Origin of the sequence: Zavarzinia marina (genome assembly GCF_021568905.1) — a bacterium.
Lineage (GTDB): Bacteria > Pseudomonadota > Alphaproteobacteria > Zavarziniales > Zavarziniaceae > Zavarzinia > Zavarzinia marina.
On record NZ_JAKGSB010000002.1, the window covers coordinates 325,713 to 349,696 of the forward strand.

General features: G+C 67.5%; 25 protein-coding genes. 17 read left to right on the top strand and 8 right to left on the bottom strand.

The features are described from left to right. The first annotated feature begins 158 nt into the window (after positions 1 to 158). From pnp to L2U69_RS07350, 4 genes are all read left to right on the top strand, one after another. Positions 159 to 2,297: a polyribonucleotide nucleotidyltransferase gene (gene pnp / locus L2U69_RS07335; protein WP_236106136.1), complete on the top strand. Its 2,139-nt coding sequence runs from the start codon at positions 159 to 161 to the stop codon at positions 2,295 to 2,297. A gap of 111 nt (positions 2,298 to 2,408) precedes the next feature. Continuing rightward, a complete protein-coding gene (locus tag L2U69_RS07340; protein WP_236106137.1) occupies positions 2,409 to 3,239 on the top strand; it encodes a hypothetical protein in 831 nt (276 codons plus the stop codon). A 99-nt stretch (positions 3,240 to 3,338) separates the two neighbouring features. Next, positions 3,339 to 4,196, top strand: a complete 858-nt coding sequence (locus L2U69_RS07345; protein WP_236106138.1) for a hypothetical protein — start codon at positions 3,339 to 3,341, stop codon at positions 4,194 to 4,196. 144 nt (positions 4,197 to 4,340) lie between these two features. Continuing rightward, positions 4,341 to 5,177, top strand: a complete 837-nt coding sequence (locus L2U69_RS07350; RefSeq protein WP_236106139.1) for a hypothetical protein — start codon at positions 4,341 to 4,343, stop codon at positions 5,175 to 5,177. 17 nt (positions 5,178 to 5,194) lie between these two features. Here L2U69_RS07350 and L2U69_RS19150 read toward each other — a convergent pair whose 3' ends face one another. Beyond that, positions 5,195 to 7,033 carry a calcium-binding protein gene (locus L2U69_RS19150; protein ID WP_268967292.1) on the bottom strand — a complete coding sequence of 613 codons (1,839 nt, stop codon included), beginning with the start codon at positions 7,031 to 7,033 and terminating at the stop codon, positions 5,195 to 5,197. Here L2U69_RS19150 and L2U69_RS07360 point away from each other — a divergent pair. Both L2U69_RS07360 and L2U69_RS07365 read left to right on the top strand, forming a co-directional pair. Then, positions 7,032 to 8,021 carry a hypothetical protein gene (locus L2U69_RS07360; protein ID WP_236106140.1) on the top strand — a complete coding sequence of 330 codons (990 nt, stop codon included), beginning with the start codon at positions 7,032 to 7,034 and terminating at the stop codon, positions 8,019 to 8,021. The genes L2U69_RS19150 and L2U69_RS07360 overlap by 2 nt on opposite strands. Before the next feature lie 88 nt (positions 8,022 to 8,109). Beyond that, positions 8,110 to 8,919: a hypothetical protein gene (locus L2U69_RS07365; RefSeq protein ID WP_236106141.1), complete on the top strand. Its 810-nt coding sequence runs from the start codon at positions 8,110 to 8,112 to the stop codon at positions 8,917 to 8,919. 15 nt (positions 8,920 to 8,934) lie between these two features. On the opposite strand, the gene L2U69_RS07370 is transcribed toward L2U69_RS07365, so the two are convergent. Beyond that, the gene (locus L2U69_RS07370) at positions 8,935 to 10,464 is read right to left on the bottom strand and encodes a TIR domain-containing protein (protein WP_236106142.1); all 1,530 of its coding nucleotides are present in this window, start codon (positions 10,462 to 10,464) and stop codon (positions 8,935 to 8,937) included. Between the two features lie 251 nt (positions 10,465 to 10,715). On the opposite strand from L2U69_RS07370, the gene L2U69_RS07375 reads away from it, so the two are divergent. The 7 genes from L2U69_RS07375 (at position 10,716) to L2U69_RS07405 (ending at position 16,128) form a co-directional block, all read left to right on the top strand. Then, a complete protein-coding gene (locus tag L2U69_RS07375) occupies positions 10,716 to 12,113 on the top strand; it encodes an NAD(P)H-dependent flavin oxidoreductase (RefSeq protein ID WP_236106143.1) in 1,398 nt (465 codons plus the stop codon). 15 nt (positions 12,114 to 12,128) lie between these two features. After that, positions 12,129 to 12,569: an iron response transcriptional regulator IrrA gene (gene irrA / locus L2U69_RS07380; protein WP_236106144.1), complete on the top strand. Its 441-nt coding sequence runs from the start codon at positions 12,129 to 12,131 to the stop codon at positions 12,567 to 12,569. A gap of 269 nt (positions 12,570 to 12,838) precedes the next feature. Further along, positions 12,839 to 13,255: a rubrerythrin family protein gene (locus L2U69_RS07385; protein ID WP_236106145.1), complete on the top strand. Its 417-nt coding sequence runs from the start codon at positions 12,839 to 12,841 to the stop codon at positions 13,253 to 13,255. Between the two features lie 172 nt (positions 13,256 to 13,427). Further along, positions 13,428 to 14,771, top strand: a complete 1,344-nt coding sequence (locus tag L2U69_RS07390; RefSeq protein ID WP_236106146.1) for a heterodisulfide reductase-related iron-sulfur binding cluster — start codon at positions 13,428 to 13,430, stop codon at positions 14,769 to 14,771. A gap of 10 nt (positions 14,772 to 14,781) precedes the next feature. Continuing rightward, the gene (locus L2U69_RS07395) at positions 14,782 to 15,375 is read left to right on the top strand and encodes a DUF3501 family protein (RefSeq protein ID WP_236106147.1); all 594 of its coding nucleotides are present in this window, start codon (positions 14,782 to 14,784) and stop codon (positions 15,373 to 15,375) included. Positions 15,376 to 15,448: 73 nt separating this feature from the next. Next, the gene (locus L2U69_RS07400) at positions 15,449 to 15,715 is read left to right on the top strand and encodes a type II toxin-antitoxin system prevent-host-death family antitoxin (protein WP_236106148.1); all 267 of its coding nucleotides are present in this window, start codon (positions 15,449 to 15,451) and stop codon (positions 15,713 to 15,715) included. Next, complete coding sequence (locus tag L2U69_RS07405; RefSeq protein WP_236106149.1) at positions 15,712 to 16,128, top strand: type II toxin-antitoxin system VapC family toxin; 417 nt, start codon at positions 15,712 to 15,714, stop codon at positions 16,126 to 16,128. The genes L2U69_RS07400 and L2U69_RS07405 overlap by 4 nt, the downstream gene beginning before the upstream one ends. Before the next feature lie 2 nt (positions 16,129 to 16,130). Here L2U69_RS07405 and L2U69_RS07410 read toward each other — a convergent pair whose 3' ends face one another. The 3 genes from L2U69_RS07410 to L2U69_RS07420 form a co-directional block, all read right to left on the bottom strand. Beyond that, on the bottom strand, positions 16,131 to 16,994 hold the full coding sequence (locus L2U69_RS07410) for a lysophospholipid acyltransferase family protein (RefSeq protein WP_236106150.1): 864 nt from the start codon (positions 16,992 to 16,994) through the stop codon (positions 16,131 to 16,133). Positions 16,995 to 17,004: 10 nt separating this feature from the next. After that, positions 17,005 to 17,772: a HesA/MoeB/ThiF family protein gene (locus tag L2U69_RS07415; protein ID WP_236106151.1), complete on the bottom strand. Its 768-nt coding sequence runs from the start codon at positions 17,770 to 17,772 to the stop codon at positions 17,005 to 17,007. A 64-nt stretch (positions 17,773 to 17,836) separates the two neighbouring features. After that, complete coding sequence (locus tag L2U69_RS07420; RefSeq protein ID WP_236106152.1) at positions 17,837 to 18,826, bottom strand: aldo/keto reductase; 990 nt, start codon at positions 18,824 to 18,826, stop codon at positions 17,837 to 17,839. A gap of 93 nt (positions 18,827 to 18,919) precedes the next feature. Here L2U69_RS07420 and L2U69_RS07425 point away from each other — a divergent pair, with 93 nt between their 5' ends. Then, positions 18,920 to 19,510: a TetR/AcrR family transcriptional regulator gene (locus L2U69_RS07425; protein WP_236106153.1), complete on the top strand. Its 591-nt coding sequence runs from the start codon at positions 18,920 to 18,922 to the stop codon at positions 19,508 to 19,510. Between the two features lie 4 nt (positions 19,511 to 19,514). Here the strand turns inward: L2U69_RS07425 and L2U69_RS07430 are convergent, their stop codons facing one another. Beyond that, the gene (locus L2U69_RS07430) at positions 19,515 to 20,294 is read right to left on the bottom strand and encodes a dioxygenase family protein (RefSeq protein ID WP_236106154.1); all 780 of its coding nucleotides are present in this window, start codon (positions 20,292 to 20,294) and stop codon (positions 19,515 to 19,517) included. 53 nt (positions 20,295 to 20,347) lie between these two features. After that, positions 20,348 to 20,773, bottom strand: a complete 426-nt coding sequence (locus L2U69_RS07435; protein WP_236106155.1) for a DoxX family protein — start codon at positions 20,771 to 20,773, stop codon at positions 20,348 to 20,350. Positions 20,774 to 20,866: 93 nt separating this feature from the next. Here L2U69_RS07435 and L2U69_RS07440 point away from each other — a divergent pair, with 93 nt between their 5' ends. Next, positions 20,867 to 21,769, top strand: a complete 903-nt coding sequence (locus L2U69_RS07440) for a LysR family transcriptional regulator (protein WP_236106156.1) — start codon at positions 20,867 to 20,869, stop codon at positions 21,767 to 21,769. A gap of 55 nt (positions 21,770 to 21,824) precedes the next feature. Then, entirely contained in the window at positions 21,825 to 22,559 is a 735-nt protein-coding gene (locus tag L2U69_RS07445) for an RluA family pseudouridine synthase (RefSeq protein WP_236106157.1), read from the top strand. On the opposite strand, the gene L2U69_RS07450 is transcribed toward L2U69_RS07445, so the two are convergent. Continuing rightward, complete coding sequence (locus L2U69_RS07450) at positions 22,547 to 23,332, bottom strand: DUF2066 domain-containing protein (RefSeq protein ID WP_236106158.1); 786 nt, start codon at positions 23,330 to 23,332, stop codon at positions 22,547 to 22,549. The genes L2U69_RS07445 and L2U69_RS07450 overlap by 13 nt on opposite strands. Before the next feature lie 169 nt (positions 23,333 to 23,501). Between L2U69_RS07450 and L2U69_RS07455 the strand changes: the two genes are divergently transcribed. Further along, on the top strand, positions 23,502 to 23,963 hold the full coding sequence (locus L2U69_RS07455; RefSeq protein ID WP_236106159.1) for an NUDIX hydrolase: 462 nt from the start codon (positions 23,502 to 23,504) through the stop codon (positions 23,961 to 23,963). Positions 23,964 to 23,984: the final 21 nt, after the last annotated feature.

Sequence of the window (23,984 nt, forward strand, 5' to 3'; positions counted from 1 at the left end):
GTCGCCCTTCGGGCCCTTTGCCTATCCGGGGGTCAATCCGGGCATTCGGGACCGGCGGCAGGGGCCGGCGGTTCCAGGGCACGGTGCGTAGGGCACCAACCCCGAAGGAAGGACCGGGTTCGACGCAAGGGCGCGAACCCGTTTGGAAGGAAAGAGAGATGTTCACCATTCACCGCAAGGAACTGACCTGGGGCGGCCGCAAGCTGGTTCTCGAAACCGGCCGCATCGCACGTCAGGCCGATGGCGCCGTGCTCGTCCACTATGGCGACACCACCGTGCTGGTCACCGCCGTCGCGGCCAAATCCGTGAAGCCCGGGATCGATTTCTTCCCCCTCACGGTGAATTACCAGGAGAAGACCTATGCCGCGGGCAAGATCCCCGGCGGCTTCTTCAAGCGCGAAGGCCGTCCGACCGAGAAGGAGACCCTGGTCTCCCGCCTGATCGACCGCCCGATCCGCCCGCTCTTCGTCGACGGCTACAGGAACGAGACCCAGGTGGTCGCCACCGTCCTGTCCCACGACATGGAGAATGACCCCGACATTCCGGCCATGATCGGCGCCTCGGCGGCGCTGACCCTGTCGGGCCTGCCGTTCCTCGGCCCGATCGGCGGTGCCCGCGTCGGTTACATCAACGGCGAATACGTCCTCAACCCGCAGCTCGACGAGATGCCGAACACCGAGCTCGACCTCGTCGTCGCCGGCACGGGCGAGGCGGTGCTGATGGTCGAATCGGAGGCCAAGCAGCTTTCCGAGGAAGTCATGCTGGGCGCCGTGATGTTCGGCCACCGCGAGATGCAGGCCGTCATCCAGGCCATCATCGAACTGGCCGAAGCCGCCGCCAAGGAGCCCTGGGTCCTGCCGGAAGCGGCCGACCATTCGGCCCTGATCGCCCTCCTCAAGGACACTGTCGAGGCAGACCTGCGTGCCGCCTACGGCATCCGCGAGAAACAGGCCCGCTACGAGGCGGTCGGCGCCGCCAAGAAGAAGGCCGTCGCCACCCTGGAAGCGGAAGGTTACGAAGCCCAGGTCGTCGCCGAGCAGTTCAAGGCGCTCGAATCCGACATCGTGCGCAACGGCATTCTCGACAACGGCACCCGCATCGACGGCCGCGACCTCGTCACCGTCCGTCCGATCGTGGCGGAAGTCGGCGTCCTGCCGCGCGCCCATGGTTCCGCCCTGTTCACCCGCGGCGAGACCCAGGCCCTGGTGGTCGCGACGCTGGGCACCGGCGACGACGAGCAGATGATCGACGCGCTGGAAGGCACCTACCACGAACACTTCATGCTGCATTACAACTTCCCGCCCTATTCGGTCGGTGAAGTGGGCCGCATGGGCGGCGCCGGCCGGCGCGAGATCGGCCACGGCAAGCTGGCGTGGCGCGCCATCCATCCGGTGCTGCCGTCGAAGGAGGACTTCCCCTACACGCTGCGCGTCGTCTCGGAAATTACCGAGTCGAACGGCTCGTCCTCCATGGCCACCGTCTGCGGCACCTCGCTGTCCCTGATGGATGCCGCCGTGCCGCTGGCGACCCCGATCGCCGGCATCGCCATGGGCCTGATCAAGGAGGGCGAGCGTTTCGCCGTCCTGTCGGACATCCTGGGCGACGAGGATCACCTGGGCGACATGGATTTCAAGGTGGCCGGTTCCGAGAACGGCGTCACCTCGCTGCAGATGGACATCAAGATCACCGGCATCACCGAGGAGATCATGCAGGTCGCCCTGACCCAGGCCAGGGCCGGCCGCCTGCATATCCTCGGTGAAATGGCCAAGGCCCTGACCGGCGCCCGCACCGAAGTCAATGCCTATGCCCCGCGCATCGAGACCATCTCCATCCCCAAGGAGAAGATCCGCGAAGTGATCGGCACCGGCGGCAAGGTCATCCGCGAGATCGTGGAGAAGACCGGCGCCAAGGTCGACATTTCGGACGACGGCACCATCAAGGTCGCGGCTTCCGACACCGCCGCCATCGAAGCCGCGATCAAGTGGATCAACGGCATCGTCGCCGAAGCCAAGGTCGGCGAAGTCTATGACGGCAAGGTCGTGAAGGTCGTCGACTTCGGCGCCTTCGTGAACTTCATCGGTTCCAAGGACGGCCTCGTCCACATCTCCGAGCTGGCGCCGAAGCGCGTCGCCAAGGTCACCGACGTGGTGAACGAGGGCGACGCCGTGAAGGTGAAGGTCCTCGGCATCGACGAGCGCGGCAAGATCCGTCTCTCCATGAAGTTCGTCGACCAGGAGACCGGCGCCGAGATCGTCCTCGAGAAGAAGGAAAAGGCCGAGCGGGCCGACGCCGAATAACCGGCGCGCCCCAGCGCACAGACGGGCGGCGGCCTTCCGGGGCCGCCGCTTTTCGTTTGTCCGGCCGCCCTCCCGCCTCTACTCTCGGCTGCATTTCCGGGGCAGGGGGCCATGATGCGGCGCTTCTTTCGGCCGATCTTCGTTGCGCTTCGCAACCTCCTGAGCCTCGAGGCTTTGGGCTTCGGACTGCTCCAGGTCCTCATCCAGATCGCCGGCCTGGCGATCACCGCCGACCCGGGGGCGCTGATCGGCGTCGCGATGACCCACCCCGAGTTCGTCGTGCAGGCGATGGAGCAGCAGGGGTTCTGGGCGGCTGCGCTTCTGGTCCTCGGCCTGCCCGCCTTCATGGCGCTTTGGTCGCGCCTGAACCGGCGCCTGTTCGGCCAGCCCTTTCCCGTCGGGCCCGTCCACGCCGCCTTCCTGGCGTTGAAGGCCAATATCCTCGGTTCCCTTGCCCTGCTGGGCATCGTCGTCGCGCCGCTCGTCGTGTTCGTCCTGGCAGTCCGTCACCTGGCGCCGGGACTGCCACATGCCGTGCTGGCCGCCGCCTTCGCCGCCGCCTGCATCGGCGCCGTCCTGCTGGTGGTGGCCCATGTCTTCTATCCGATCGGCATGCTCTATCGAAATCCCATGACGTTCCGGCACGCCCGGCGTCTCGGACGGGGCGTCCGCTGGACCATGGTCGCGGGTTTCATCGTTCTTGCATTCCTGTTGCTGGCGATCGCGGTCGTCGCCATGATTCCGGCGGTCGCGGTGCCTGGCGCCGGCGGCACGATGATCGTGATCGTCGTCTCGGTCTTCCTGGGTTCGGCCTTCTATGCCCCGATCCTCGCCCTTTACGGCCACTATTACTTCGAGGCAGCGCGGCGCCACGAGGCCGCGGCCGGAGGATTGCCGTCGCCGGTGTCGGATATCGGCCGCACGGAGAATGCGCCGGCCTAGGGCCGGGACGCTTCCGCCCTCCTTTCGCTTTGCCTCGCGCGGGCGCTACGACTACCCTTGGGGGAAGACCGGCTCGCACGACTAACCAGGGATCATGCCATGACCGACCATCTCGAGGGCCCACCCAGCCTCGAGGATCCGGATTTCGTCCCGCGCCCGCTCAGGGCCGGCTTCCGGGCCTGCCTGTCGGTGGACGGGCTCATCGCCGCGACCTTCATCGGCCTCGTCGCGCTGCTGCCCTATGGTCTCATGCCCTACCTCGGCATCGAGGTGCGCCGCCTCGACTTCGGGCCAACCGTGGATTCCATTCCTTACGGCCTCGCCGGCATCGCCTTCGAGATGCTCGGAGTCGTGCTCGGCGCCCATTTCCTGGCCCGGATCATCTGCCGCATCACGGACCGCCCCGTCGTCGTCGGCCGCGCGCTTCTGCTCCGCGTCGGCTTCTCCTATCTCGTCGTGCGCTGGCTCAGTTCCGCCATCTTCGCCGTCGGCGGCGTGATCGGCATCCAGCTCGCCGTGGCCACGGGTGTCGGCGCCCTGGCGCTGCCGATCATCGGCATCGGTCTCTATCTCGGCATCCGCGTCATGATCGGCGGGCTCTTCCTGATCCCGGAAAGCGCGTTGGTGGAGCACTACAACATGAGCGCGGCCTTCGATGCCGCCAGCGTCGTGTTGTGGCGTCTGCTGCTGATCGGCATCATTTTCGCCGCGGTCTTTCTCTTGCCGGCCGTGTTCATCCTGGTCGGCGTCGTCTCCGCGATCCACGGTGACCTTCCGACCCGGGACCGCGATGCCCTGGCGATGATGGCCGGCCCCTATCTGCCCTTCCTCGGGCTCGCCTATGGCTTCACCTTCGTCGCCGTTGTCGCCGCCAGTACCGAACTCTACCGCAAATGGGCTTTCGTGCGCCGCTGGCAGCGCGCCGTGGCGGCACGGCAGGCCGCGACGGAACAATAGTCGGGGGCGGGCCCCAGGCGTTCCGGACCGGCAGGCCGGGCGCGTCCACCGAGGCGAGAAACAGCCGAAGCCGTTCAGCGAAAATATACAATTTCCCATTATAGTGCCTGCCCTACGGACGACCACCGCGTGTTTGGGGGTACAATGGGCAAGAGCTTCTGGAATGACATCGGTTTCTCGATCAGGCAGATATTCCGCATCGAGACAGTGGCCTATCTGGTCTTGCAGATTGTCGTGAGCCTGGTCTTCTATGCCGTGAGCATGGACGGCTGGCCGCCGCCCCGCCTGATGCGGGAGGATGTCCCCCTCGAAGAGGCCTTACGCCCGCTGAAGACGGTGGCTATCACCGGCGCCATTATGTTCGTGCTGGTCTTGCCGATCTGGCTCTATATCTATTCCAGCCTCAACAGCCGGGTCTTCGGCCAGCCGGTGCCGGTGAGCCCGCTCTGGGCCGCGCTCCGGGTGATCAAGGCCCATCTGCTGACGATTCTGGCCATGCTCCTGGTGGTCTTCCTGCCGATGGCGCTGGTCGCGATCGCCGCCAGATTCGTCGACCCGTCGATCCGGCAATTGCTGGTAGCCGCCGTCTTCTTCCTGCTAGCCTGCTGGTGGGGATGGCTGGTGCTGATCCACGTCTTCTACTTCCCGGGCACCCTCTATCACGGTCGCTTCACGTTCCGGGAAGCCCGGCGCCTGTCCCAGGGCCGGCGCGGCGCCCTGTTCGGCGGCATCGCCGTCTTCACCCTGATCATGATGGCCTTCTACATCCCGCTGTTCGTCTTCCTTCCGGGCGCAGGGCCCGAACTGGCCTCGTCCTTCGCGCTCCAGATGCTCGTGCCGGCGCTGACGTGCCTGATACAGATCCCCCTGATCATCTTCGTCACCGGCCATTTCTTCCTGGCCTCCGGCGTCAGCGGGGGGTTGGCCCCCACTGGCGGCGGCATCTTCGGCGACGCGCCTCAAGTCCCGCACTGGCACTGAGGCGCGGCTCCCGCGCCTCACACCAGGACGAAATCGTCCGGCGAGAGGTCGGCCAGGGTGATCCCCGCGAGGATGACGCTGCCGGCCGCGCCCGCGTCGATCACCACATCGTCGTCCACCTGGGTCGCGGCGGCGAGGACAGCGTCGGCGGTCGCGAAGGTCGATGCCTTGAACACGAGCTGGTCGTGGCCGTTTTCGTGGATGTTGAAGTCGGTCACCCGGTCGTGGCCGAAGCGGTTGCTGTTGAAGTAGAACAGGTCCCCGCCGACGCCGCCGGTCAGGCCGTCGTTGCCGGCACCGCCGTAGAGCCGGTCGTCGCCCGCCCCGCCATAGAGGATGTCGCTGTCGGCGCCGCCCATGACGAGATCATTGCCGGCACCGCCGTGGAGCAGGTCGTCGCCCGCCTCCCCGCGCAGGCTGTCGTTGCCGCCCGCCGCGAAGATGTGGTCCGGCGCATCGGTGCCGGTCAGGGCATCCTTGCCGCCGGTCCCGGCCAGCACGTCTTCGTAACCGATGAGGTTCTCGCTCTTGAAGATCAGCAGCGTGTTGGAGCTGACAAGGCCCGCGTCCTCGACCGAGAACAGCAGGTTCGGCCGGTCCGAGAAGGTCACGCGCTCCACCCCGGTCAATTCCTTGAGACCATAGAGATTGCCCGTGTCGAACAGATAGAGCGTGCCGTCGTCGAGGCGATAGGCTTCGAAGCGGTCGGCCGCGCCCTCGACATAGACCGTGTCGGTGCCGAGACCGCCGGCCACCGTGTCCGTACCGGTCGAGAGGCGGAAGCGGTCGTTGGCGCCGAAACCGTCGAGGAAATCGTCGCTGGCGCCGTCCTGCAGCCTGTCGGCGAATTCGGTGCCGAGCAGGAAGGCGGGATCGCCGAAATGATCCGACGTCGGCGTATCCCGGTCGTGGACCCAGGTGCTGGCGCGCGTGAGATTGGTGAGGAAGGACAGCAGGATGACGCTGTCCTGCTCGATATGGTCGTAGAAGGTGGATTGGCCGATCCGTTCCACCGGATTGGTGAAGACGCCTTCGATATGGGCGACCCAGCCGGTCAGATTGGCGACGCTGAAGACGCCGTAGGGCCAGAGCGGGCTGGCATAGGCGTCGTCGAACAGGATCAGATTGTCGACCGACGTATCGAATTTCGGATCCTGCGGCAGCAGGACGTCGCCGATCGCGTCCTGAAAGGCTGTGGCATCGCCCGCCACACGGTGCACCACGTCGTTCTCGAAGCCGATGTTGGCGATGCCCGGCTCGTCCACGATCACCGGCACGGCCCCGGCGACATAGTCGCTGTCGGCGAAGAAGCCGCCCCAGTCCGTCTCGCGCGCCCCGAACATGTTGTTGGTGGCGCCCGCTCCCAGGCTGTAACCGGTGACGATCACGTCTTCCCCGCTGAGGTCGCCGTCCTCCGCGTAGGTCTTCACCGCCTCGATCAGATAGTCGAGAGCATGGACGTAGTCGCCCGAGATCATCGACGGATAGTCGATCACGTCGAGGGGATTGTTGGTCGGCGCGAAGACGATGGCGACCTGCGCCGGCTGGCCGCCGGCATCCTCCCGCACCCAGATCTTGGCCTGGGAGGTGAACAGATCGTCCAGGAGCAGTCTGTCGCCCTTGAAGAAGCCCTGGGCGTCGACCCGGCTCTGGTCGAGACCGAGTTCCGCGGCCGACACCTCGCGCCAGCCCGACGGCGGCTGGGCGTTGGTCCCGAGACCCAGGTTCAGCAGCGGATTGGCCAGCGGCAGCAGCGGTTCGGCCCCGAACGACTGGATGCCCGTATAGGCGGCAAGCGACCAGGCGGTGGACAGCAGCGCACGGCCGTCCTGCCCCTTGTAGTCGAAGATCGGCATGTTTTTCCCTTCCCCCCTCGGCGCGGGCTTTTGCCCTGTCGCCCGCACGCTAGCACCGGCCGCCGGCAGGGGCGCGCCGCTAAGGCACCGAATTGGGTCGATCGACAAAGACTCCGCCGATGCCACCGGTCTTGTTCTTCATATCCGGCAATGCAATCATCGGTCGAACGACACGAGACGGCAAACGACAGGGAACGACGGCATGTCATTCTTCGGAGACATCGGTTTCAGCCTTCGTGCCAGTCTGCGCTGGCAAACGCTCGGCTTCGTCCTCCTGACGGTCAGCGTCCTGACCCCTTTGACCGCGACGATCGATTTCCGCTTCGGCATCCAGATGGCGCCGGGGGCGTTCAATGTCCTGGCCGTCTCGAACGACTGGACGATCACGCTCGTCGCCCTTGCGCTGGCGGCGGCCGTTTTCACGCCGATCTGGCTCTTCCTCTATGTCAGCCTGAACTGGGACGTGTTCGGGCGGCCCCTGCCAGTCGGCTTCGGTCAGGGCATCCTGCGCCTGCTCAAGGGGGTCGGCCTGCAGGTTGCCATCATCGTTGGGGTCATGGCCCCGCCGGTCGCCATCCTTGGCTATGCGATTTCGTCGGGCTCGCTGCCGGACTCCCGCTTCCTGGCCTTCCTGCTCAACATCGGGTTCTTCATCGGCATTCTGGCGCTCTTCTGCTGGCTGGTGATCAGTTCGCTGTTCCTGGTCTGCGGCACGGTCTATCTCGGCAGTTTCAGTCCCAACCGGGCCCTGATCCTGGTCAGGGGCCGACGCTGGCCGCTGTTCGGCGCGTCGATCGCCGCCTATGCGATCATCTGGCTCGGGGCAATGATCTCCACCAGCGCCGGGACGGGAATCGTTGCGACCGCGATCTTCCTCCTCTTCCACGCGGTTCTGGTGCCCTGGCTCATCTTCGTTAACCGCCATTTCTTCGCGGCGCTCGACGCCGACGAGCGGCGGTCAACGGGAACGTTCGCCTATTTGACCTAGGGGCCGGTCGGGGGCCGGAGCGCCGGTCAGGGGTTGTGGTCGTGCCGGATCCGGGTTAGCAGGGACGGCCGTCGATCTCGGAACCGCCATGCCCGTGCCCCTTCTCGTCCTGATGCTTCAGAGCGCCTTCCGCGTCGTGTTCGAGCGGGAGTCCCTGCGTCTCGCCTTCCTGCTGGGCGTGGTGCCGGCGATCGGCAGCAATCTCGCCGTGGCGCTTTCGGCCCATTGGTTCGGATCCGATCCGTCGATGGACAGCGGCGCGGAAATCAACGTCGAAGCCCTCGGGGGCATGGTGATCGCGGCTTCGGCCGGCTTCGTCCTGTCGCTGTTCCTGGTCGCCCCCTTCGCCGCGAAGGCGGCCGGCGACCTGCTGGCACGCCGCCTGGGCCGCCCGCCGGAAGTCACGCCGCAGGAGGCGACGCGCCGCGCCTGGCTGGTCCTCGTCCAGATGGTTGCCGCGGCCCTGGCGGTGGTCGCCCTCAATGTCGCCGTCAGCAGCCTGATGCCGGCCGCGAGCGCGGCCGGCGTGTTCGTCGGAACCGCGCTCCTGTTCCTGGATGCCTATTTTCTTCTCGGTCTGGCCCTGGCGCCGGCTCAATTGTTCTACGGGCCGTCGGCGGATCTCCGCCTTTCCTTTTCGATGATGCGGGGCGGGCGGCTGCGGATCCTCGCCTTCGTCGTGATCGTGGCCCTGCCGTTCCTCTTCGCGTCGAATCTGATCAGCGTGATCGCCGGCGCCCAGCCCGCCGGCGCCTGGGTCATCACCATCCTGGTATCGCTGGTCAGCGGCTTCGTCGCCGGCCTGTCGAACGCGCCGCATCTGATCGGCATCGTACAGGCCTATTTCGCCAAGACCGGCGAAGATCCGCCGATCGTCGCCGACGCGCCGGAAGACTGAGCCGCCGCCGGGCGCTCAGAGATCGGGTTCGGACCAGAAGCGGGCGACGCGCCAGTCGCCGCCGTCGCGGCGCAACCAGGCCTGCTCGATCACCGGCACGTCGGAATAGGTCGAGAGGAACTGGACATAGGCATAGTCGCCGTCCTCGCCCAGCAGCGAGGAGAAGGCATAGACCGTCTCGAGCTTGCGCTCGACGAGGTCGCCGCCCCGCATGCTCTGCATCCGTTCGTACCATTCGGCCGAATCGGGGGCCGGCGACACCATGAGGTCGCTGGGCAGGCGATATTTGGCCAGGGCATCGAACAGATCCGTCGCCACTTCGACCGCCGCTTCGCGCTCCGCCGCGGTCAGGGGTTCCGCCGCCGGCTGGACCTCGAGATCGGTCAGGACATAATCGCCGTTCTCGTCACGGCGCAGAATGGCGCCGTCCGCCACCTTGCCCTTGGCAAGGCGGGTCTCGGCCAGCACGAAGTAATAGGGGCCGTGACTGCCCGGCTGGAACGGCAGTTCCGACAGAAAGGCGACGGCGCGCACGTCGCGCTCGCCCCCACCCGCGCCGAAGCGCGCCACCCGATCGGCATAGATCCCCTTCAACTGTTCGCGCGTGACGGTCTCGCGCGTGCGGGGGTCCAGAAGATCGTCGTAGATCGCGTCGAAATCGCCGGCGTCGATCAGATCCATATAGCGGTCGTGGGCCTCCTGCACCTCATAGGGCAGGTCAGGCGACGGAGCTTCAGTGGCGGCGGGCGCGGGCGGCGGGGCGGGCGCCGGTGCCGGGCTCGGGGCCGGGGCCGGGACCGGGGTAGGGCTCGGGACTGGAGCCGGTGCGGGGGGTGGCGCGGGCGACGGCGAAGGTGTCGGCCCGGCTTCGACCACCGTGACCGGCGGATCGGTCGGGGCGTCGCCGCCGTCCATCATGGGCAGGACGACGAAATAGGTCAGCGCGCCGGCCAGGCCGGCGACCAGCACCAGGCCGCCGGCCACCAGGGCGGACTGGCGCCCGGCCGCCGGTTTCGGCGGCGCGCCCGATGATTCCGCCGCGCCGGCCGTCGGCGCGGGCATTTCGGGCGGCGCCTCGGGCGGCGGGGCGGCGGGGCGCGACCGGAAGGCGGCCATGCCGCCGTCCTCTATCGGGTTGAGATCGATGTTCAGGGTGGCGGCGATGCCTTCGGCCAGCCGGTCGAGATATTGCGTGATGGGCGGGCGCCAGGCGTCGATCCATTGTTCCGACGAGATGAAGAGTTCGAGGGCGCGCGCCGGCGTCACCTCCCGGATGCGGACGGTGAAGACGCTCTTGCCCTTGGAGACGGAGCGCTCGATCTCCTTCCGCACGAAGACGGACTTGTTGGAATTTTCCGACAGCAGGAAGACGATGGCGCCCGCGGCATCGAGACCGTCGATGATCTGTTCGGCGTAGTCGGCCCCGGCACGGATGTCGCGCGGCGCGATGAAGCAGCGCACCCCGCGCTGTTCCAGATAGGCCGTAATGCGTTCCGCGAATTCCCGGTCGTCAGAGGCGTGGCTGATGAAAACCGATGCGTTCATATCCCTTTCGCCCCCCGACGACTCCCGCAGCGGCAGGAGTTTAGCCCCGCGTTTCGCGCCCTGTCGTGTCGTAGTTCACACGGCGCGGGCAAAATTCGCCCCTTTACCCTGAAACTTTGTCATATCTGGCCGGCCCGGCGCCTCCGCCCCTTTATTGCTGGGAGCGATAGGCTATATGTAGTTGTGGACAGAAACGTCACGGCTTCGTCATCTGCGGGCCGCGACCCGGTATTATTGGGATTCTGCAAGAGATGAAGGCGCTGAACGCGGTTCGTATCCAGGGTGTCGAGGTGTTGCCGCTCCTCGAAGGCGGCAAGGGGGTCTCGGCGACCAATGGACTCTCGTCCGGCGCCTGGGCGGCGGCCGGCGGCATCGGCACGGTTTCGGCCGTCAACGCCGACAGCTACGACGACAACGGCGACGTCATTCCGCAGATCTACAGGGGCAAGACCCGGCGCGAGCGCCACGAGGAACTGGTCGCCTATGGCATTCAGGGCGGCCTGACCCAGGTCCAGCGCGCCCATGACGTCTCGGGCGGCAAGGGCCGCCTGCACATCAACGTGCTGTGGGAGATGGGCGGCGCCGAGCGCGTGCTGAAGGGCGTTCTCGAAGGCGCCAAGGGCCTGGTGCACGGCGTCACCTGCGGTGCCGGCATGCCCTATCGCCTGGCCGAGATCGCGGCCGGCTTCGGCGTCAACTACTACCCGATCGTCTCGTCCGGCCGCGCCTTCCGCGCGCTCTGGAAGCGGGCCTATCACAAGTTTTCCCACTTCCTCGGCGGCGTCGTCTACGAGGATCCGTGGCTGGCGGGCGGGCACAACGGCCTGTCCAATTCGGAAGACCCCCTGGTGCCGGAGGATCCCTATCCCCGCGTCGTCCAGCTGCGCCAGGTGATGAACGAGGCTGGCCTCCATGATACGCCGGTGATCATGGCCGGCGGCGTCTGGTACCTGCGCGAATGGCAGCATTTCATCGACAACCCGGAAGTGGGCCCGGTGATCTTCCAGTTCGGCACCCGCCCGCTGCTGACCAAGGAGAGCCCGATCCCCGAGAGCTGGAAGCAGCGCCTGACCAGGATCGCCAAGGGCGAGGTCTCGCTGCACCGTTTCTCGCCCACGGGCTTTTATTCGTCGGCCGTGCGCAACCCCTTCCTGCGCGAGCTGGAAGGACGGGTCGAGCGCCAGATCGCCTATTCGTCGGAGCCGGTGGGCGACCACCAGGCGGCGCTGGCGATCGGCGCGCGCGGCCGTCTGGTCTATGTCACGCCGCACGACAAGGAACGGGCCGAAGGCTGGATCGCCGAAGGCTATACCGAGGCGATGCGCACCCCGGACCACACCATGATCTTCGTGACGCCGAAGAAGGCGCGCGAGATCCACAAGGACCAGATCGACTGCATGGGCTGCCTGTCGGCGTGCAAATTCTCGAACTGGTCCCAGGGCGAGGAAGGCTCGACCGGCAAGAAGGCGGATCCGCGCAGCTTCTGCATCCAGAAGACCCTGCAGGAGATCGCCCATGGCGGCGATCCCGAGGAAAACCTGATGTTCGCCGGCCATTCGGCCTATCGCTTCGGCACCGACCCCTTCTATTCCAACGGCTTCGTGCCGACCGTCCGGCAATTGATCGACCGTCTGGTCACCGGCGACTGACGAGGGAGCAAGGAAATGAACAGGACCGCCGCGGGACCCGAGCGTCCCTTCCGCGATGCGCTGCAGCGCCTCAAGGCCGCCGGCCTGCGCCCGACGCGCCAGCGCCTGGCCCTGACCCGCATCCTGTTCGAGGCGGGCCACCGCCACCTGACGGCCGAGACCCTGCATGCCGAGGCGAAGTCGGCCGGCGTCGACGTTTCGCTGGCGACGATCTACAACACCCTGCACCAGTTCACGGGCGTCGGCCTGCTGCGCGAGGTGGTGATCGATACCGGCAAGGCCTATTTCGACACGAATACCGACGACCACCATCACTTCTTCTTCGAGGGCAGCAACCGGCTGACCGACATTCCGGGCGACCATGTCACCATCGCCAATCTGCCGGCGCCGCCGGAGGGCATGGAAGTCGCCCGCGTCGAAGTGGTGATCCGCCTGCGCGAGTCCGACCGGACCTGACCGGCGGGCCGGAAGGGCCCCGCGCAGCGCCGCGAATTGTCATTGTTGCGCCGCAACTTGGCAAAATCATTGAAACAATTCCAGTCTGTTGACGGCGGCCGCCCCTGGCGCGATAAAGGGGGTGGCCGAACGATATGTTTTGGCTATCGTTCGGTTGCTTAGGGGGTATCCCCACCGGGGGCTGGGCAGGCGCCGGCCGCCGGGGCATTCCGCCAGGGGATATACCGCAACCCTGGAAGACCCGAGAGGATCGGGCGAGGAGTGACGCCATGTCGCTTGCTGGCACCAAGACCTGGGAAAACCTGAAGGAAGCCTTCGCCGGCGAAAGCCAGGCCAACCGGCGCTATCTCTATTTCGCGCAGAAGGCCGACGTCGAAGGCTACAACGACGTCGCCGCCGTCTTCCGCTCGACGGCGGAGGGCGAGACCGGCCATGCCCACGGCCACCTCGAATTCCTCGAGGAAGTTGGCGATCCCGCCACCGGCGAGCCGATCGGCCCGACCAGCTCCAACCTCAAGGCCGCCATCGCCGGCGAGACCCACGAATATACGGACATGTATCCCGGCATGGCCCGTACCGCCCGCGAGGAAGGTTTCGACGAGATCGCGGATTGGTTCGAGACCCTGGCCAAGGCCGAAAAGTCCCACGCCGGCCGCTTCCAGAAGGCGCTGGACACACTGGACTGACGCCCCCCGATGGCCGGGGGCGGTTCCGCCCCCGCCATCCGATGAAGGTCTGGCCGCCGCTCACCCTTTGATCGTCATCCCGGCGAAGGCCGGGATCTCGTGACGAGAAGGCGCCTTTCCCGGCAAACGATCCCGGCCTTCGCCGGGATGACGCGGACAGTGGAAGAACATCATGAGAGAAGGTTCGCTCGACGCGCCGACGCGCCACCCGCTCGCCTGGGAGGATCCGGCGTTCTACGACGAGGCGGCGCTGGACGCGGAATTGCGCCGGGTGTTCGACATCTGCCACGGCTGCCGGCGCTGCTTCAATCTGTGCGACAGTTTCCCCCGCCTGTTCGATCTGGTCGACGCCAGCCCGGACGAGGAGCTGACCGGCGTGAAATCCGAGGATTTCAAGGCCGTGGTCGATGCCTGCACCCTGTGCGACCTGTGCTTCATGACCAAATGCCCCTATGTCCCGCCCCATGACTTCGACCTGGATTTCCCGCATCTGATGCTGCGCTTTCGCGCCGTGGAACATGCCAAGGGCCAGACGCCCTTCGTGCAGAAGCAATTGTCCCGGACCGACCGCAACGGCAAGCTGGCCGCGCTGGCGCCCGGCGTCGCCAATTGGGCGAGTTCGACCGACAATCATTTCACCCGCAACCTGATGGAACGGACGGCGGGAATCGACGCCCGCGCCGATCTGCCGAAATTCACCGGCGCCCCCTTCGTCCGCCGCGCCCGCAAGACCCCGGCAGAGGTGAACCGCGAGGCCCCGGCCTTCGGGCGGAAGGCCGTGATCTATGCCACCTGCTTCGCCAATTACAATGCGCCCGAGATCGGCATGGCGGCGCGCGCCGTGCTGGCCCGGAACGGGGTCGAGACCGAAGTGGTCTATCCCAGATGCTGCGGCATGCCGCTTCTCGAACAGGGCAACCTGAAGGGTGTCGCGGAGAACGCCAGGGCGATCACCGCCACCCTCCTGCCCTGGGTCGACAAGGGTTGGGACGTGATCGCCCTGGTGCCATCCTGCGCCTTGATGATGAAATTCGAATGGCCGCTGATCCTGCCGGACGATTCGGACATCCAGCGTCTGGCGCGCGCCACCTTCGATGCCCCCGAATATATCGTCGACATCGCCCGGAAGGAGGGGCTGGCGCCCGGTCTTCAACCGCTCGACGGCGGCATCGCCCTGCACCTCGCCTGTCACGCCAGGGCCCAGAACATGGGCCCCAAGGCGGCGGAGATGCTGCGCCTCATTCCCGGCCAGGATCTTCAGGTGATCGAACGCTGTTCGGGCCATGGCGGATCCTGGGGCGTGCTCTCGGCGTTTCACGACACCGCCCTCAAGGTCGGCAAGCCGGTGGCGCGCACCGCCGCCAAATCGGCCAAGGCCCATGTCGCCTCGGAATGCCCGCTGGCCGGGGCCCATATCCTCGAGGGCATGCGGGCGCTGGGCCCCGCGGAAGCGGAGAAGACCCCTGGGAAGGCCCCCCATCCGATCGAACTCTTCGCCCGCGCCTATGGGCTCTGAGGAGACCGCCATGCCCCGGACCGAACGCCGCATCACCGAGACGGACATTCTGCCCGCCGTCGAATACGCCCTGAACCGCAAGCGCCTGCGCACCGAGGTGGTGGCGCTGAAGCGCGCCCGGCGCCTCGCCGTCGGGCCCCATGCCACCTTCCATTTCGAGTGTTTCGAGACCATGTGGCTGCAGGTTCAGGAGATGCTCTACATCGAGAAGGGCGGGGCCGAGCAACTGGCGGACGAACTCGCCGCCTATAACCCGATGATCCCCCAGGGCCGCGAGCTGACCGCCACCCTGATGTTCGAGATCGAGGATCCGTTTCGCCGCGCCCGCATCCTCGCCCGCCTCGGCGGCGTCGAGGATACGATCGAATTGCGCCTGGGCGCCCATGTGATCAAGGCGGTTCCCGAAGGCGACGTCGAGCGCACCCGCGAGGACGGCAAGACCTCCGCCGTCCATTTCCTGCATTTCCCCTTCACCGATGCCGCGATCGCGGCACTGGGCGATCCCGCCGTCGAGGCCAGCCTCGGCTTCACCCACCCCGAATACGGCCACATCGCCCTGCTGCCCCCCGCCACGCGCGACGCCCTGGCGGCTGATTTCGCGTGACGGCGGGAGCGAATGGTTTCATCGCAAAACATAGTCTATTATAGTCTAGTTTGATCCAGCCCATGGACAGAAGATGAACGACCGCCCCTGGACCGTCAGCGAAGCGAAGGCCCATCTTTCCGAAATCCTGCGCCGGGCCCGGACCGAGGGGCCGCAGCGGATCGGCGCGCGCGAGACCTTCGTCGTGGTACCGGAAGCGGAATGGCGGCGCCATGTCGAGCCACGACTGCCCCTGGGCCGATGGTTGCTGGAAAACATGCCGACCGGGGATGAAGTTCCCCTGCCCGACCGCCGTGATCCCGAACGCCCCCTGCCCTTTGCCGAACCGGAAAAGGCATGACCGGCTTCCTGCTCGACACCAATCTGGTTTCCGAGACGGCACGCCCAGCGCCAGCGCCCGAGGTTCGAGAATTCCTGGAGCAAAGTCGGGATACTTGGCTTTCGGTCGTCACCATTCACGAGTTGACCTTCGGTATCCGGCGCCATCCGTCACCGCGCCGAAGGGCGGAACTGGACGATTTCATGTCGAGCCTGCTGGCGGAATATGGCGATCGAATCATTCCCGTCGACCGTGAAGAAGCCGAGGCCGCGGCAGCCATGCGCGCTGCCGCAGCTGCCGTCGGCCGTACGTGTCATCTGGCGGACGCCCTTATCGCCGGAACCGCCAAGGTTCACAGTCTGACCCTGGCGACACGAAATACCGGGGATTTCGAGGCTCTCGGGATCGCCCTCCACAATCCCTGGCAGGCCTGATCTCACCCGCCCCGGACGCGGCGCATGATTTTCCGCGCCAGCGGCAGAACGCGGCGGCGGAAGCGGCGGTCGGGGTCTTCCTGGCGGATTTGCAGCAATTCGTCGAGGCCGCTTTCGATCGCCGCCGAGACTTCGTGGCGCAATGCCCAGGCATTCTCGTCGGTCACCTCGCCCTTGAAACGGCTCGCGTCGATCGCGGGGGCGAATTTGAAGTAATAGCGTTCGGGGCGCGGCAGCGCGGTGAGGCCGAGGCCGCGATAGAGACCGATATAGTCGGTCTTCAGCTTCAGCCGTTCGGCCAGCGCGGCGGCGCCCGGGATCTTCAGGATTTCGTCGGAGCCGAGCAGGATCGAATAGCTGTCGTCGGCGCCGACCGACGAGAAGGGGATCACCGGGCAGCCGGCCTCGATGGCGAGGCGCGCGAAGCCGACCCGCTGCTTCCAGCGAAGCGCATATTTCTCGCCCTTCCGCTTGAAAACCTCGCCGACGCCGCCGGGAAAGACGATGACATGGGCACCGATCGCCATCAGGGACCGGAAGCCTTCGGGCGTGCCCTCGACGGCACCCGCCGCCTTGAACAGGTCGCGCCAGCGCGGAATGGAGAAATGGACATGATCCGCGAGGCCGCGCGGCCAGATGCCGAGCCGTTCCCGAAGCCCGAAGACCATGACCGCCGCATCCAGCGTGCCCATCATGCCGTGATTGCCGACCAGCAGCGCCGGCCCGTCGAGGGGGATGTTCTCGATCCCGATGAACCGGGGATCGGTCAGCGCCGTCCAGGCGTCGACCGCCGGCCCGATGATCCGCCGCAGCTTCCTGAAATCCTCGTCCCCATAGGGGGTCACGGGCGCTGCGGCATCGGTCATGGCGGGATTCCTATGTCCCGCCGCAGACGGGGCAAGCGGGATCGCGGGCGAGACGGAGGGTTCGGAAGCGGGTACTCAACGCGTCGTACAGGAGAAGACGCCCGGCCAGCGATTCCCCGGCCCCGGTCAATTCCTTCAGCGCCTCGACCGCCATCAGGCTGCCGACGACGCCGGTCACCGCGCCCAGCACCCCCTGGCCCGCGCAATTGGCGGCTTCGGCGGCGCCTTCCGGCACGAAGCAATGGTAACAGGGCTGATCGCCGCCAAGATGACCTTTGCCAAGGTACCCCTTGAAGGTGGCGACCTGCCCTTCGAACTGCGCGACGGCGCCCGAGACCAGCGGACGGGAGACGGCGACGCAGGCACGGTTCACCACATGCCGGGTCGCGAAATTGTCGGTCCCGTCGAGGACCAGATCGTAATCCTGGATCAGGGCGCGGGCCGACGCATCCTCCAAATGCAGGTCGTGGGCGATCACCGTCACGGCGGGATCGAGTCGGTGCAGGGCCTCGGCCGCCGCCGTCACCTTGGGCCGGCCGACATCCTCGGTCCGATAGAGGATCTGGCGCTGGAGGTTGGACAGCGCCACACGGTCGTGATCGACGAGGCCGATGGTGCCGACCCCCGCCGCCGCGAGATAGACTGCCGCCGGCGCCCCCAGCCCGCCGGCGCCGACGATCAGCACCCTCGACGCCAGCAGCCGCGCCTGCCCCGCCCCACCCACTTCGCGCAGGATGATGTGGCGGGCATAGCGGTCGAGCTGTTCGTCGGTCAGCATGGGGCACCTTCGGCGAGGGGACACCACCGCAAGATGGACCGCCGGCCGCGCCGGGAAAAGCCCCTCAGCTTCCCACCCCCTTCATACCCTCCGGCGTATAGCGCGCGCCCGTCGCCGCGCCGAGGGGGAAGAGCGCATCCAGCGCCGCCATCTCCTCGCCCGTGAGCACGATCGCCGAGGCCGCCGCATTCTCGCGCGCCCGCGCCGCCTTGGTGGTGCCGGGAATGGCGATGGCATGGGGCTGTTTCGCCAGCAGCCAGGCCAGCGCCATCTGGGCCGGCGTCACCGCCCGTGCCGTGGCGAGCGCGGCAAGCCCCGCCGCGAGATCGAGATTGCGGGCCATGGCGGCGTCCTGGAAGCGGGGCAGCGCGCGGCGCACGTCGTCCGCCGCCAGGTCGTCCGGCCGGCGCAGGGTGCCGGTCAGGAACGCCCGGCCCAGCGGACTGTAGGCGACGAAGGCGGTGCCGAGATCGCGGCAGGCGTCCATCACGCCGTCCGCCTCCGGATCCCGGGTCCAGAGGGAATATTCGCTCTGCACCGCCGCGATGGGATGGACGGCGGCGGCCCGGCGCAGGGTCGCGGCCGAAACCTCGGACAGGCCGAGGTGGCGGACCTTGCCCGCCTCCACCAGCCGGGCCATGGCGCCCACGGTCTCCTCGATCGGGCGGGCGGGATCGATGCGGTGGGCGTAATAGAGATCGATGGTCTCGACGCCGAGGCGTTTCAGGGAAGCGTCGCAGGCGGCGGCGACATGGGCCGGCGAATTGTCGATCCGGCGTTCATAGGCGCCCGGGGCGCGGACGATGCCGAATTTGGTCGCGATCACCACCCGGTCGCGCCGGCCCTTCAGGAAACGGCCGAGCAATGCCTCGTTATGGCCATGGCCATAGGTATCGGCGGTATCGAAGAAGTCGATGCCGGCATCGAGGGCCGCTGCTAGGGTCTCGAGAGACGAGTCGTCGCTGCGCGGGCCATAGAATTCCGACATGCCCATGCAGCCGAGGCCGATGGCGGAAACGGCGGGGCCCGACGGCCCCAGGGAACGGTGTTCCATGATCGAACTCCGGGAGAGAAGACGGATGAGGATGGGTGGACCTTCGGCCGAAGGCAGAAGTAAACTATACCGTACCGTTTATATTGTCCAGCCATGACCGATACGCCCTCTCTCTCCCCCAGGGCCCGGAAGCCCGCCCAGATCCTGGCCGCCGCAAGGCGCCTGTTCCTCGCCCAAGGCTATGCCGGTACGTCGATGGATGCGGTGGCGGCGGCGGCCCCCGTCTCGAAGCGCACGCTCTACCAGCATTTTCCGAGCAAGGAGGCGCTGTTCGGCGCCGTCGTGCTGCAGGTCTGGCAGGGCCTGACGGCGGAGGATGCGGCGCCCCGGGGCGACGAGCCGCGCCAGGCGCTGCGGGATTACAGCCATCGCCTGATGGCCCATTGGGACAATCCGGACGTGATCGGTTTCCTGCGCCTGATCATGGCGGAAGGGCCGTCGTCGCCCGAAATGACCGCCGCCTATTACGCCCGGGGCAAGGCGCCGGCGGTCGCGGCGCTGGCCGCCTATCTCCGCCCGCTGGCGGCCGCCGGACGTCTTTCGACCGGCGATGCCGAACTGGCGGCGGTGCAATTCCTCGGCATGATCAAGGAAGCGCTGTTCTGGCCCCGCGTGCTCGGCGTGCCGACCGGCTTTTCACCCGAGACGGTGGTGGAGGCGGCGATCGACCGCATCCTGACCTGACCGATCAGGCGGCCTCGGCCGTGCCCCAGGCATCCATGGCCAGAATGCCATAGGTGTAGGAGCGGTGGCGGGCCGCCAGCCTTTCCCCCGCATCGGCCGCGCCGAGCACGGTGAAGAGCGGCAGGAGATGTTCCTCCGTCGGGTGGTTGCGCGGGCCGAAGGGCGCGCGGGCGCGATAGTCGAGCAGGCTTTCGATGTCGCCGGCGTCGAGCCGCTCCGCCATCCAGTCGGCGAAGGCGACGACCCAGGACTTGGGCGGCTGTTCCTGCACCGGGCTGCGGAATTCATGCAGATTATGGGTCAACGAGCCGGAGCCGACGATCAGCACGCCTTCGTCCCGCAGGGGCCGGAGCGCGCGACCGACGGCCAGGGCATGAGCGGGACCCAGATGGCTCTGCACCGACACTTGGGTGACCGGGACATCCGCCGCCGGATAGGCCAGTTTCAGCGGCACCCAGGCGCCATGATCGAGGCCGCGCGCCGGATCGATGCGGGCGCCGGGGACCAGGGCCGCGACGCGCGCCGCGAGATCGGGCGCGCCGGGCGCGGGATATTGCATCTCTAACAGGGCGCGGGGGAAACCGCCGAAATCATGGATGGTGCGGGGCCGTGCCACGGCCGAAACCAGGGGATCCGCGCTTTCCCAATGGGCCGACACGACGAGGATCGCCTTCGGCCGCTCGAGCGTGGTGCCGAGCCCCGCCAGAAAGCGGTGGGCGGGGCCGTCGTCGAGCGCCAGCATGGGCGAACCATGGCTGACGAAAATCGCGGGATGGCGGGACATGGGGTTCTCCGATCGTCCGGGCCCCGGCGTGGGTCCGGGGCCCATCATACATGTTACAGCCGGGCCAGCCGGCCCGGCAGCTTGCGCCCCAGGGCGAAGGCGCCGGGCCCGACCAGGGCGGAAGCGATGAGCAGCACGGTCCAGGCCACCGGGAATTCCCAGCCGCCGCCGGCGGACGAGAAGGACCAGCCGTTGCCCAGATGCTCCAGCGTCGCGCCGATCAGCACGGGCACGAGACCGAGGGCGGCGAGGCGCGGCAGCACGCCGAGGATGAGCGCGAGACCGCCCACAACTTCGGCCAGAATGACGAGATAGGCGAGCGCGCCCGGATAGCCGATCGATTCGAAATAGCCGGCCGTGCCGGCGGGGGTGAAGGTCAGGACCTTCAGGATGAAGCCATGGGCGAAGGCCAGCACGCCCAGGGTGATGCGCAGCAGGAAGGCGCCATAATCGGCGGTGGCGGGGGTCGTCGGGGTCACGCGTCGTCTCCAATTCGAAATCCGATGGCCCGACTATGATGCGGGCCCATCCATTGTTGAAATTGATGTTGATGACGATGGATATTGATTTTCATGATATCAGATCGTCTCGACCTCAATCTGCTGCGCCTGTTCGAGGCGGTGATGCAGACCGGCAATGTCACCCGCGCCGCCGAGCGCCTGGGCCTGACCCAATCCGCCGCCTCCAACGGCATCGCCCGCCTGCGCGAGAGCCTGGGCGATCCCCTGTTCCTGCGCCGCCCCGGCGGGGTCGAGGCAACGGCGCGGGCCCATGAGCTGGCCGGGCCGGTGGCGGCGGCGCTGGCCGGGCTTCGCGCCGCGCTGGACGGCCAGGCGCAATTCGATCCCGCCAGCCTGGAGACCGAGGTCGTGATCGGCACCTCGGACCATGCCGAGCTGGTGCTGGGGCCGCGCCTCGCCTGCCTTCTCGAGCGAAAGGCGCCGGGCATCGCCCTGACCTTTCGCCATTGCGACCGCGCGGACGCCCTCGCCCTGATCGACGAGGGCGGGATCGCGCTCGCCGTCGGCGCGCTGCCGGAGCCGCCCGCGCGCATGACCCGCCAGTTCCTGCTGCGCGAGGGTTTCGCCGTGCTCCTGCGCCGCGACCATCCCGCCGCCGGCCGCCTGGATCTCGACGCCTATCTGGGGGCGCGCCACATGCTGGTCTCCGCCGTCGCCAGCCGGCTGGGCGCGGTCGACCGGGTGCTGGCGGAACGCGGGCTGTCGCGCCGATTGGGGCCCGTGGTCTCCCATCATCTGGCGGCGGGGGCCATGATCGCCGGCAGCGACCTGCTGCTCACCCTGCCGCGTTCGGTCGCGGCGGTGCTGGCGCCGGCCTTCGACCTGGCGATCGGGGATGTGCCGCTGGAGATGCCGCCCGCGCGTCTGTCCATGATCTGGCACCGGCGCGACGACGCGGCCCCCCTGCACCGCTGGCTGCGGCGCGAACTGGCGGGGCTGGTCCTGGCACGCTAGAGTGCGCCGCCATGACCACCCGCTTTCCCGCCGCCGCCGACCCGACCGCCTGACCATGCCACGCCCATCCGGCCGGCCGGCGCCCGATGCCGCCGAGATCGAATCCCGCGTCCTCTACAAGGACAGCCTGATCCTGGTGATCGACAAGCCGCCGGGCCTGCCGGTGCATCAGGGCCCGGGGGGCGGGCCCAACCTGGAACAGAGTTTCGTCCATCTGCGCTATGGCCTGCCGCGCGCGCCGGCCCTGGCGCACCGCCTGGACCGGGACACCAGCGGTTGCCTCGTCCTCGGCCGCCATCCGAAGGCCCTGGCGAAACTGGGCAAGCTCTTTTCCGGCGGACGGGCGGAGAAGACCTATTGGGCCGTGGTCCGGGGCCGGCCGCCGGAAGACGCCGGCACCATCGACATGCCCCTGGCCAAGCTGACACCCAAGCGCGGCTGGCGCATGGTGGTCTCCCCCCAGGGCCAGCCGGCGGTGACCGACTATCGCCTGATGGGTACCAGCGCCGACGGTGCCCTGTCGTGGCTGGAACTGTCGCCGCGCACCGGCCGCACCCATCAGATCCGCGTCCATTGCGCCGAGATCGGCTGCCCCATCGTCGGCGAGCCGATCTACGGCCGCCCGGAGACGTCCAGCCCGGAAGGCGCGCCGGAACCGGAGGAGGTGCTGCACCTGCTGGCCCGCGCCATCCGCCTGCCGCTCTATCCGAGCCGCGAGCCGGTCGAGGTCACGGCAGCACCGCCGCCCCATATGCTGGCGGCATTGCGCGCCTGCGGCTATCTCGGCTGAACCGCGCCCGAGAGCACGGCGGCGGCCCGGCCGATGCCGAGGCGAAAGGCATCGTCGAAGGAAATGCCGCTGCCCGACCAGGGCGCGACGTCCCGCCCCGGCATCGTCCAGGTCACACGCCAGCCGAGCCCGGCCTCGTCCCAGACCAGATGACCGACGAGCAGGGCGTCGGCGCCGGCCGGCGCGGAATCGGCCGGTGCCGGATCGTCGGTCGCGGGCAGGACCAGCGGCACGCCGAAACGGGCCCCCGCGGCCAGCAGCGCCTCGACTTGGGCGCCGGCCGTCACGCCGTCGACACCGGGCACAACCCGCCAACGCCGCGCATATTGTTCCGCCGTCGCGACCACCGCCAGCACCGGCCGGTCCGCCGGCCAGACCCGCAGGCCGAGATCGGCCAGCATCGCCTCGATCGCCGCCGGCTCGAAGGTGGGGCGCAGGTAGAAGGGCCGGTCCCGGGTCCCCTGTTCGTCACCAAGTGGTAACCCCTTCATGCGATCTTCATATTCGAGGTCTTGCAATGCGTCTCGTGCACGCATCTTCATCGCCTCCAACCTGGGATCGTCCGCCACGGCAGGCTGCCCCGAAACACGGACGAGGACTTCGACCAGGCAGATCCCGAGGCCACGCTCCCGTTCCGCCGGCCCCTGCCCGGTGACGATCGTCTCGCACCAGGTCGGACGATCGATCACGCGCGCGGCCGCGTCGCCGGCCCCGGTCGAGGAAGCCGCCGCAGCCAGGAGGGCAATGCGGATCGCGGACATGACGCGCAGCATAGCGTGCCGCCGTACTCCGGCGCGGCAAAATTCACCGCAACAAAAACAGTGACACGGACGCGGTAACAGAGTAAGAGGTACGCGCAATTTGTAGTATGCGAGTGATCCAAAACAACTAGATAGACGTATAGCGACAGACATCTACTCAAATCCCCAAGCCCATCCAGCCATGCCGAAGAAGACACCCGTACGCCAATATGCCGCCCTCCCGATCGATCTTCGGTCGGGCACGGTGGAGATCGTGCTGGTCACGTCTCGCACCACCGGGCGCTGGATCATTCCGAAGGGCAAGCCCGAGGCCGGCCTGCCCGGCCACGAGGTGGCCCGCCGGGAAGCCTTCGAGGAAGCGGGCCTGATCGGCGCCACCGCCCGCAAGGCACTCGGCACCTTCGACAGCGTCAAGGGCATGGGCACCGTCGACCAGCCGGTGCGGGTCTCGGTCTATCCCTTCCGGGTGGACGGCGACACGGCCGACTTCCCGGAACGGGGACAGCGCGAAATCCTGCGCGCGTCCTTTCTCGAATCCCTGATGCTGCTTTCGGACGGTGGTCTCATTTCCCTGCTTCTACGTTACGAGGACGAACTGGTCGATCTCCTGCCCCCCCTCGACAAACGAGGCGGCGCACGCTAGCAGACAGGAGGGACCGGGAGG

Bases quoted from the DNA above. Each gene is read 5' to 3' on its own strand.
- L2U69_RS07405 (WP_236106149.1), top strand. From the start codon at position 15,712: ATGACCGGCTTCCTGCTCGACACCAATCTGGTTTCCGAGACGGCACGC.
- L2U69_RS07425 (WP_236106153.1), top strand. From the start codon at position 18,920: ATGACCGATACGCCCTCTCTCTCCCCCAGGGCCCGGAAGCCCGCCCAG.
- pnp (WP_236106136.1), top strand. From the start codon at position 159: ATGTTCACCATTCACCGCAAGGAACTGACCTGGGGCGGCCGCAAGCTG.
- L2U69_RS07385 (WP_236106145.1), top strand. From the start codon at position 12,839: ATGTCGCTTGCTGGCACCAAGACCTGGGAAAACCTGAAGGAAGCCTTC.
- L2U69_RS07430 (WP_236106154.1), bottom strand. From the start codon at position 20,294: ATGTCCCGCCATCCCGCGATTTTCGTCAGCCATGGTTCGCCCATGCTG.
- L2U69_RS19150 (WP_268967292.1), bottom strand. From the start codon at position 7,033: ATGCCGATCTTCGACTACAAGGGGCAGGACGGCCGTGCGCTGCTGTCC.
- L2U69_RS07420 (WP_236106152.1), bottom strand. From the start codon at position 18,826: ATGGAACACCGTTCCCTGGGGCCGTCGGGCCCCGCCGTTTCCGCCATC.
- L2U69_RS07345 (WP_236106138.1), top strand. From the start codon at position 3,339: ATGACCGACCATCTCGAGGGCCCACCCAGCCTCGAGGATCCGGATTTC.
- L2U69_RS07360 (WP_236106140.1), top strand. From the start codon at position 7,032: ATGTTTTTCCCTTCCCCCCTCGGCGCGGGCTTTTGCCCTGTCGCCCGC.
- L2U69_RS07395 (WP_236106147.1), top strand. From the start codon at position 14,782: ATGCCCCGGACCGAACGCCGCATCACCGAGACGGACATTCTGCCCGCC.
- L2U69_RS07370 (WP_236106142.1), bottom strand. From the start codon at position 10,464: ATGAACGCATCGGTTTTCATCAGCCACGCCTCTGACGACCGGGAATTC.
- L2U69_RS07455 (WP_236106159.1), top strand. From the start codon at position 23,502: ATGCCGAAGAAGACACCCGTACGCCAATATGCCGCCCTCCCGATCGAT.
- L2U69_RS07410 (WP_236106150.1), bottom strand. From the start codon at position 16,994: ATGACCGATGCCGCAGCGCCCGTGACCCCCTATGGGGACGAGGATTTC.
- L2U69_RS07400 (WP_236106148.1), top strand. From the start codon at position 15,449: ATGAACGACCGCCCCTGGACCGTCAGCGAAGCGAAGGCCCATCTTTCC.
- L2U69_RS07445 (WP_236106157.1), top strand. From the start codon at position 21,825: ATGCCACGCCCATCCGGCCGGCCGGCGCCCGATGCCGCCGAGATCGAA.
- L2U69_RS07440 (WP_236106156.1), top strand. From the start codon at position 20,867: ATGATATCAGATCGTCTCGACCTCAATCTGCTGCGCCTGTTCGAGGCG.
- L2U69_RS07450 (WP_236106158.1), bottom strand. From the start codon at position 23,332: ATGCTGCGCGTCATGTCCGCGATCCGCATTGCCCTCCTGGCTGCGGCG.
- L2U69_RS07415 (WP_236106151.1), bottom strand. From the start codon at position 17,772: ATGCTGACCGACGAACAGCTCGACCGCTATGCCCGCCACATCATCCTG.
- L2U69_RS07390 (WP_236106146.1), top strand. From the start codon at position 13,428: ATGAGAGAAGGTTCGCTCGACGCGCCGACGCGCCACCCGCTCGCCTGG.
- L2U69_RS07350 (WP_236106139.1), top strand. From the start codon at position 4,341: ATGGGCAAGAGCTTCTGGAATGACATCGGTTTCTCGATCAGGCAGATA.
- L2U69_RS07365 (WP_236106141.1), top strand. From the start codon at position 8,110: ATGCCCGTGCCCCTTCTCGTCCTGATGCTTCAGAGCGCCTTCCGCGTC.
- irrA (WP_236106144.1), top strand. From the start codon at position 12,129: ATGAACAGGACCGCCGCGGGACCCGAGCGTCCCTTCCGCGATGCGCTG.
- L2U69_RS07340 (WP_236106137.1), top strand. From the start codon at position 2,409: ATGATGCGGCGCTTCTTTCGGCCGATCTTCGTTGCGCTTCGCAACCTC.
- L2U69_RS07375 (WP_236106143.1), top strand. From the start codon at position 10,716: ATGAAGGCGCTGAACGCGGTTCGTATCCAGGGTGTCGAGGTGTTGCCG.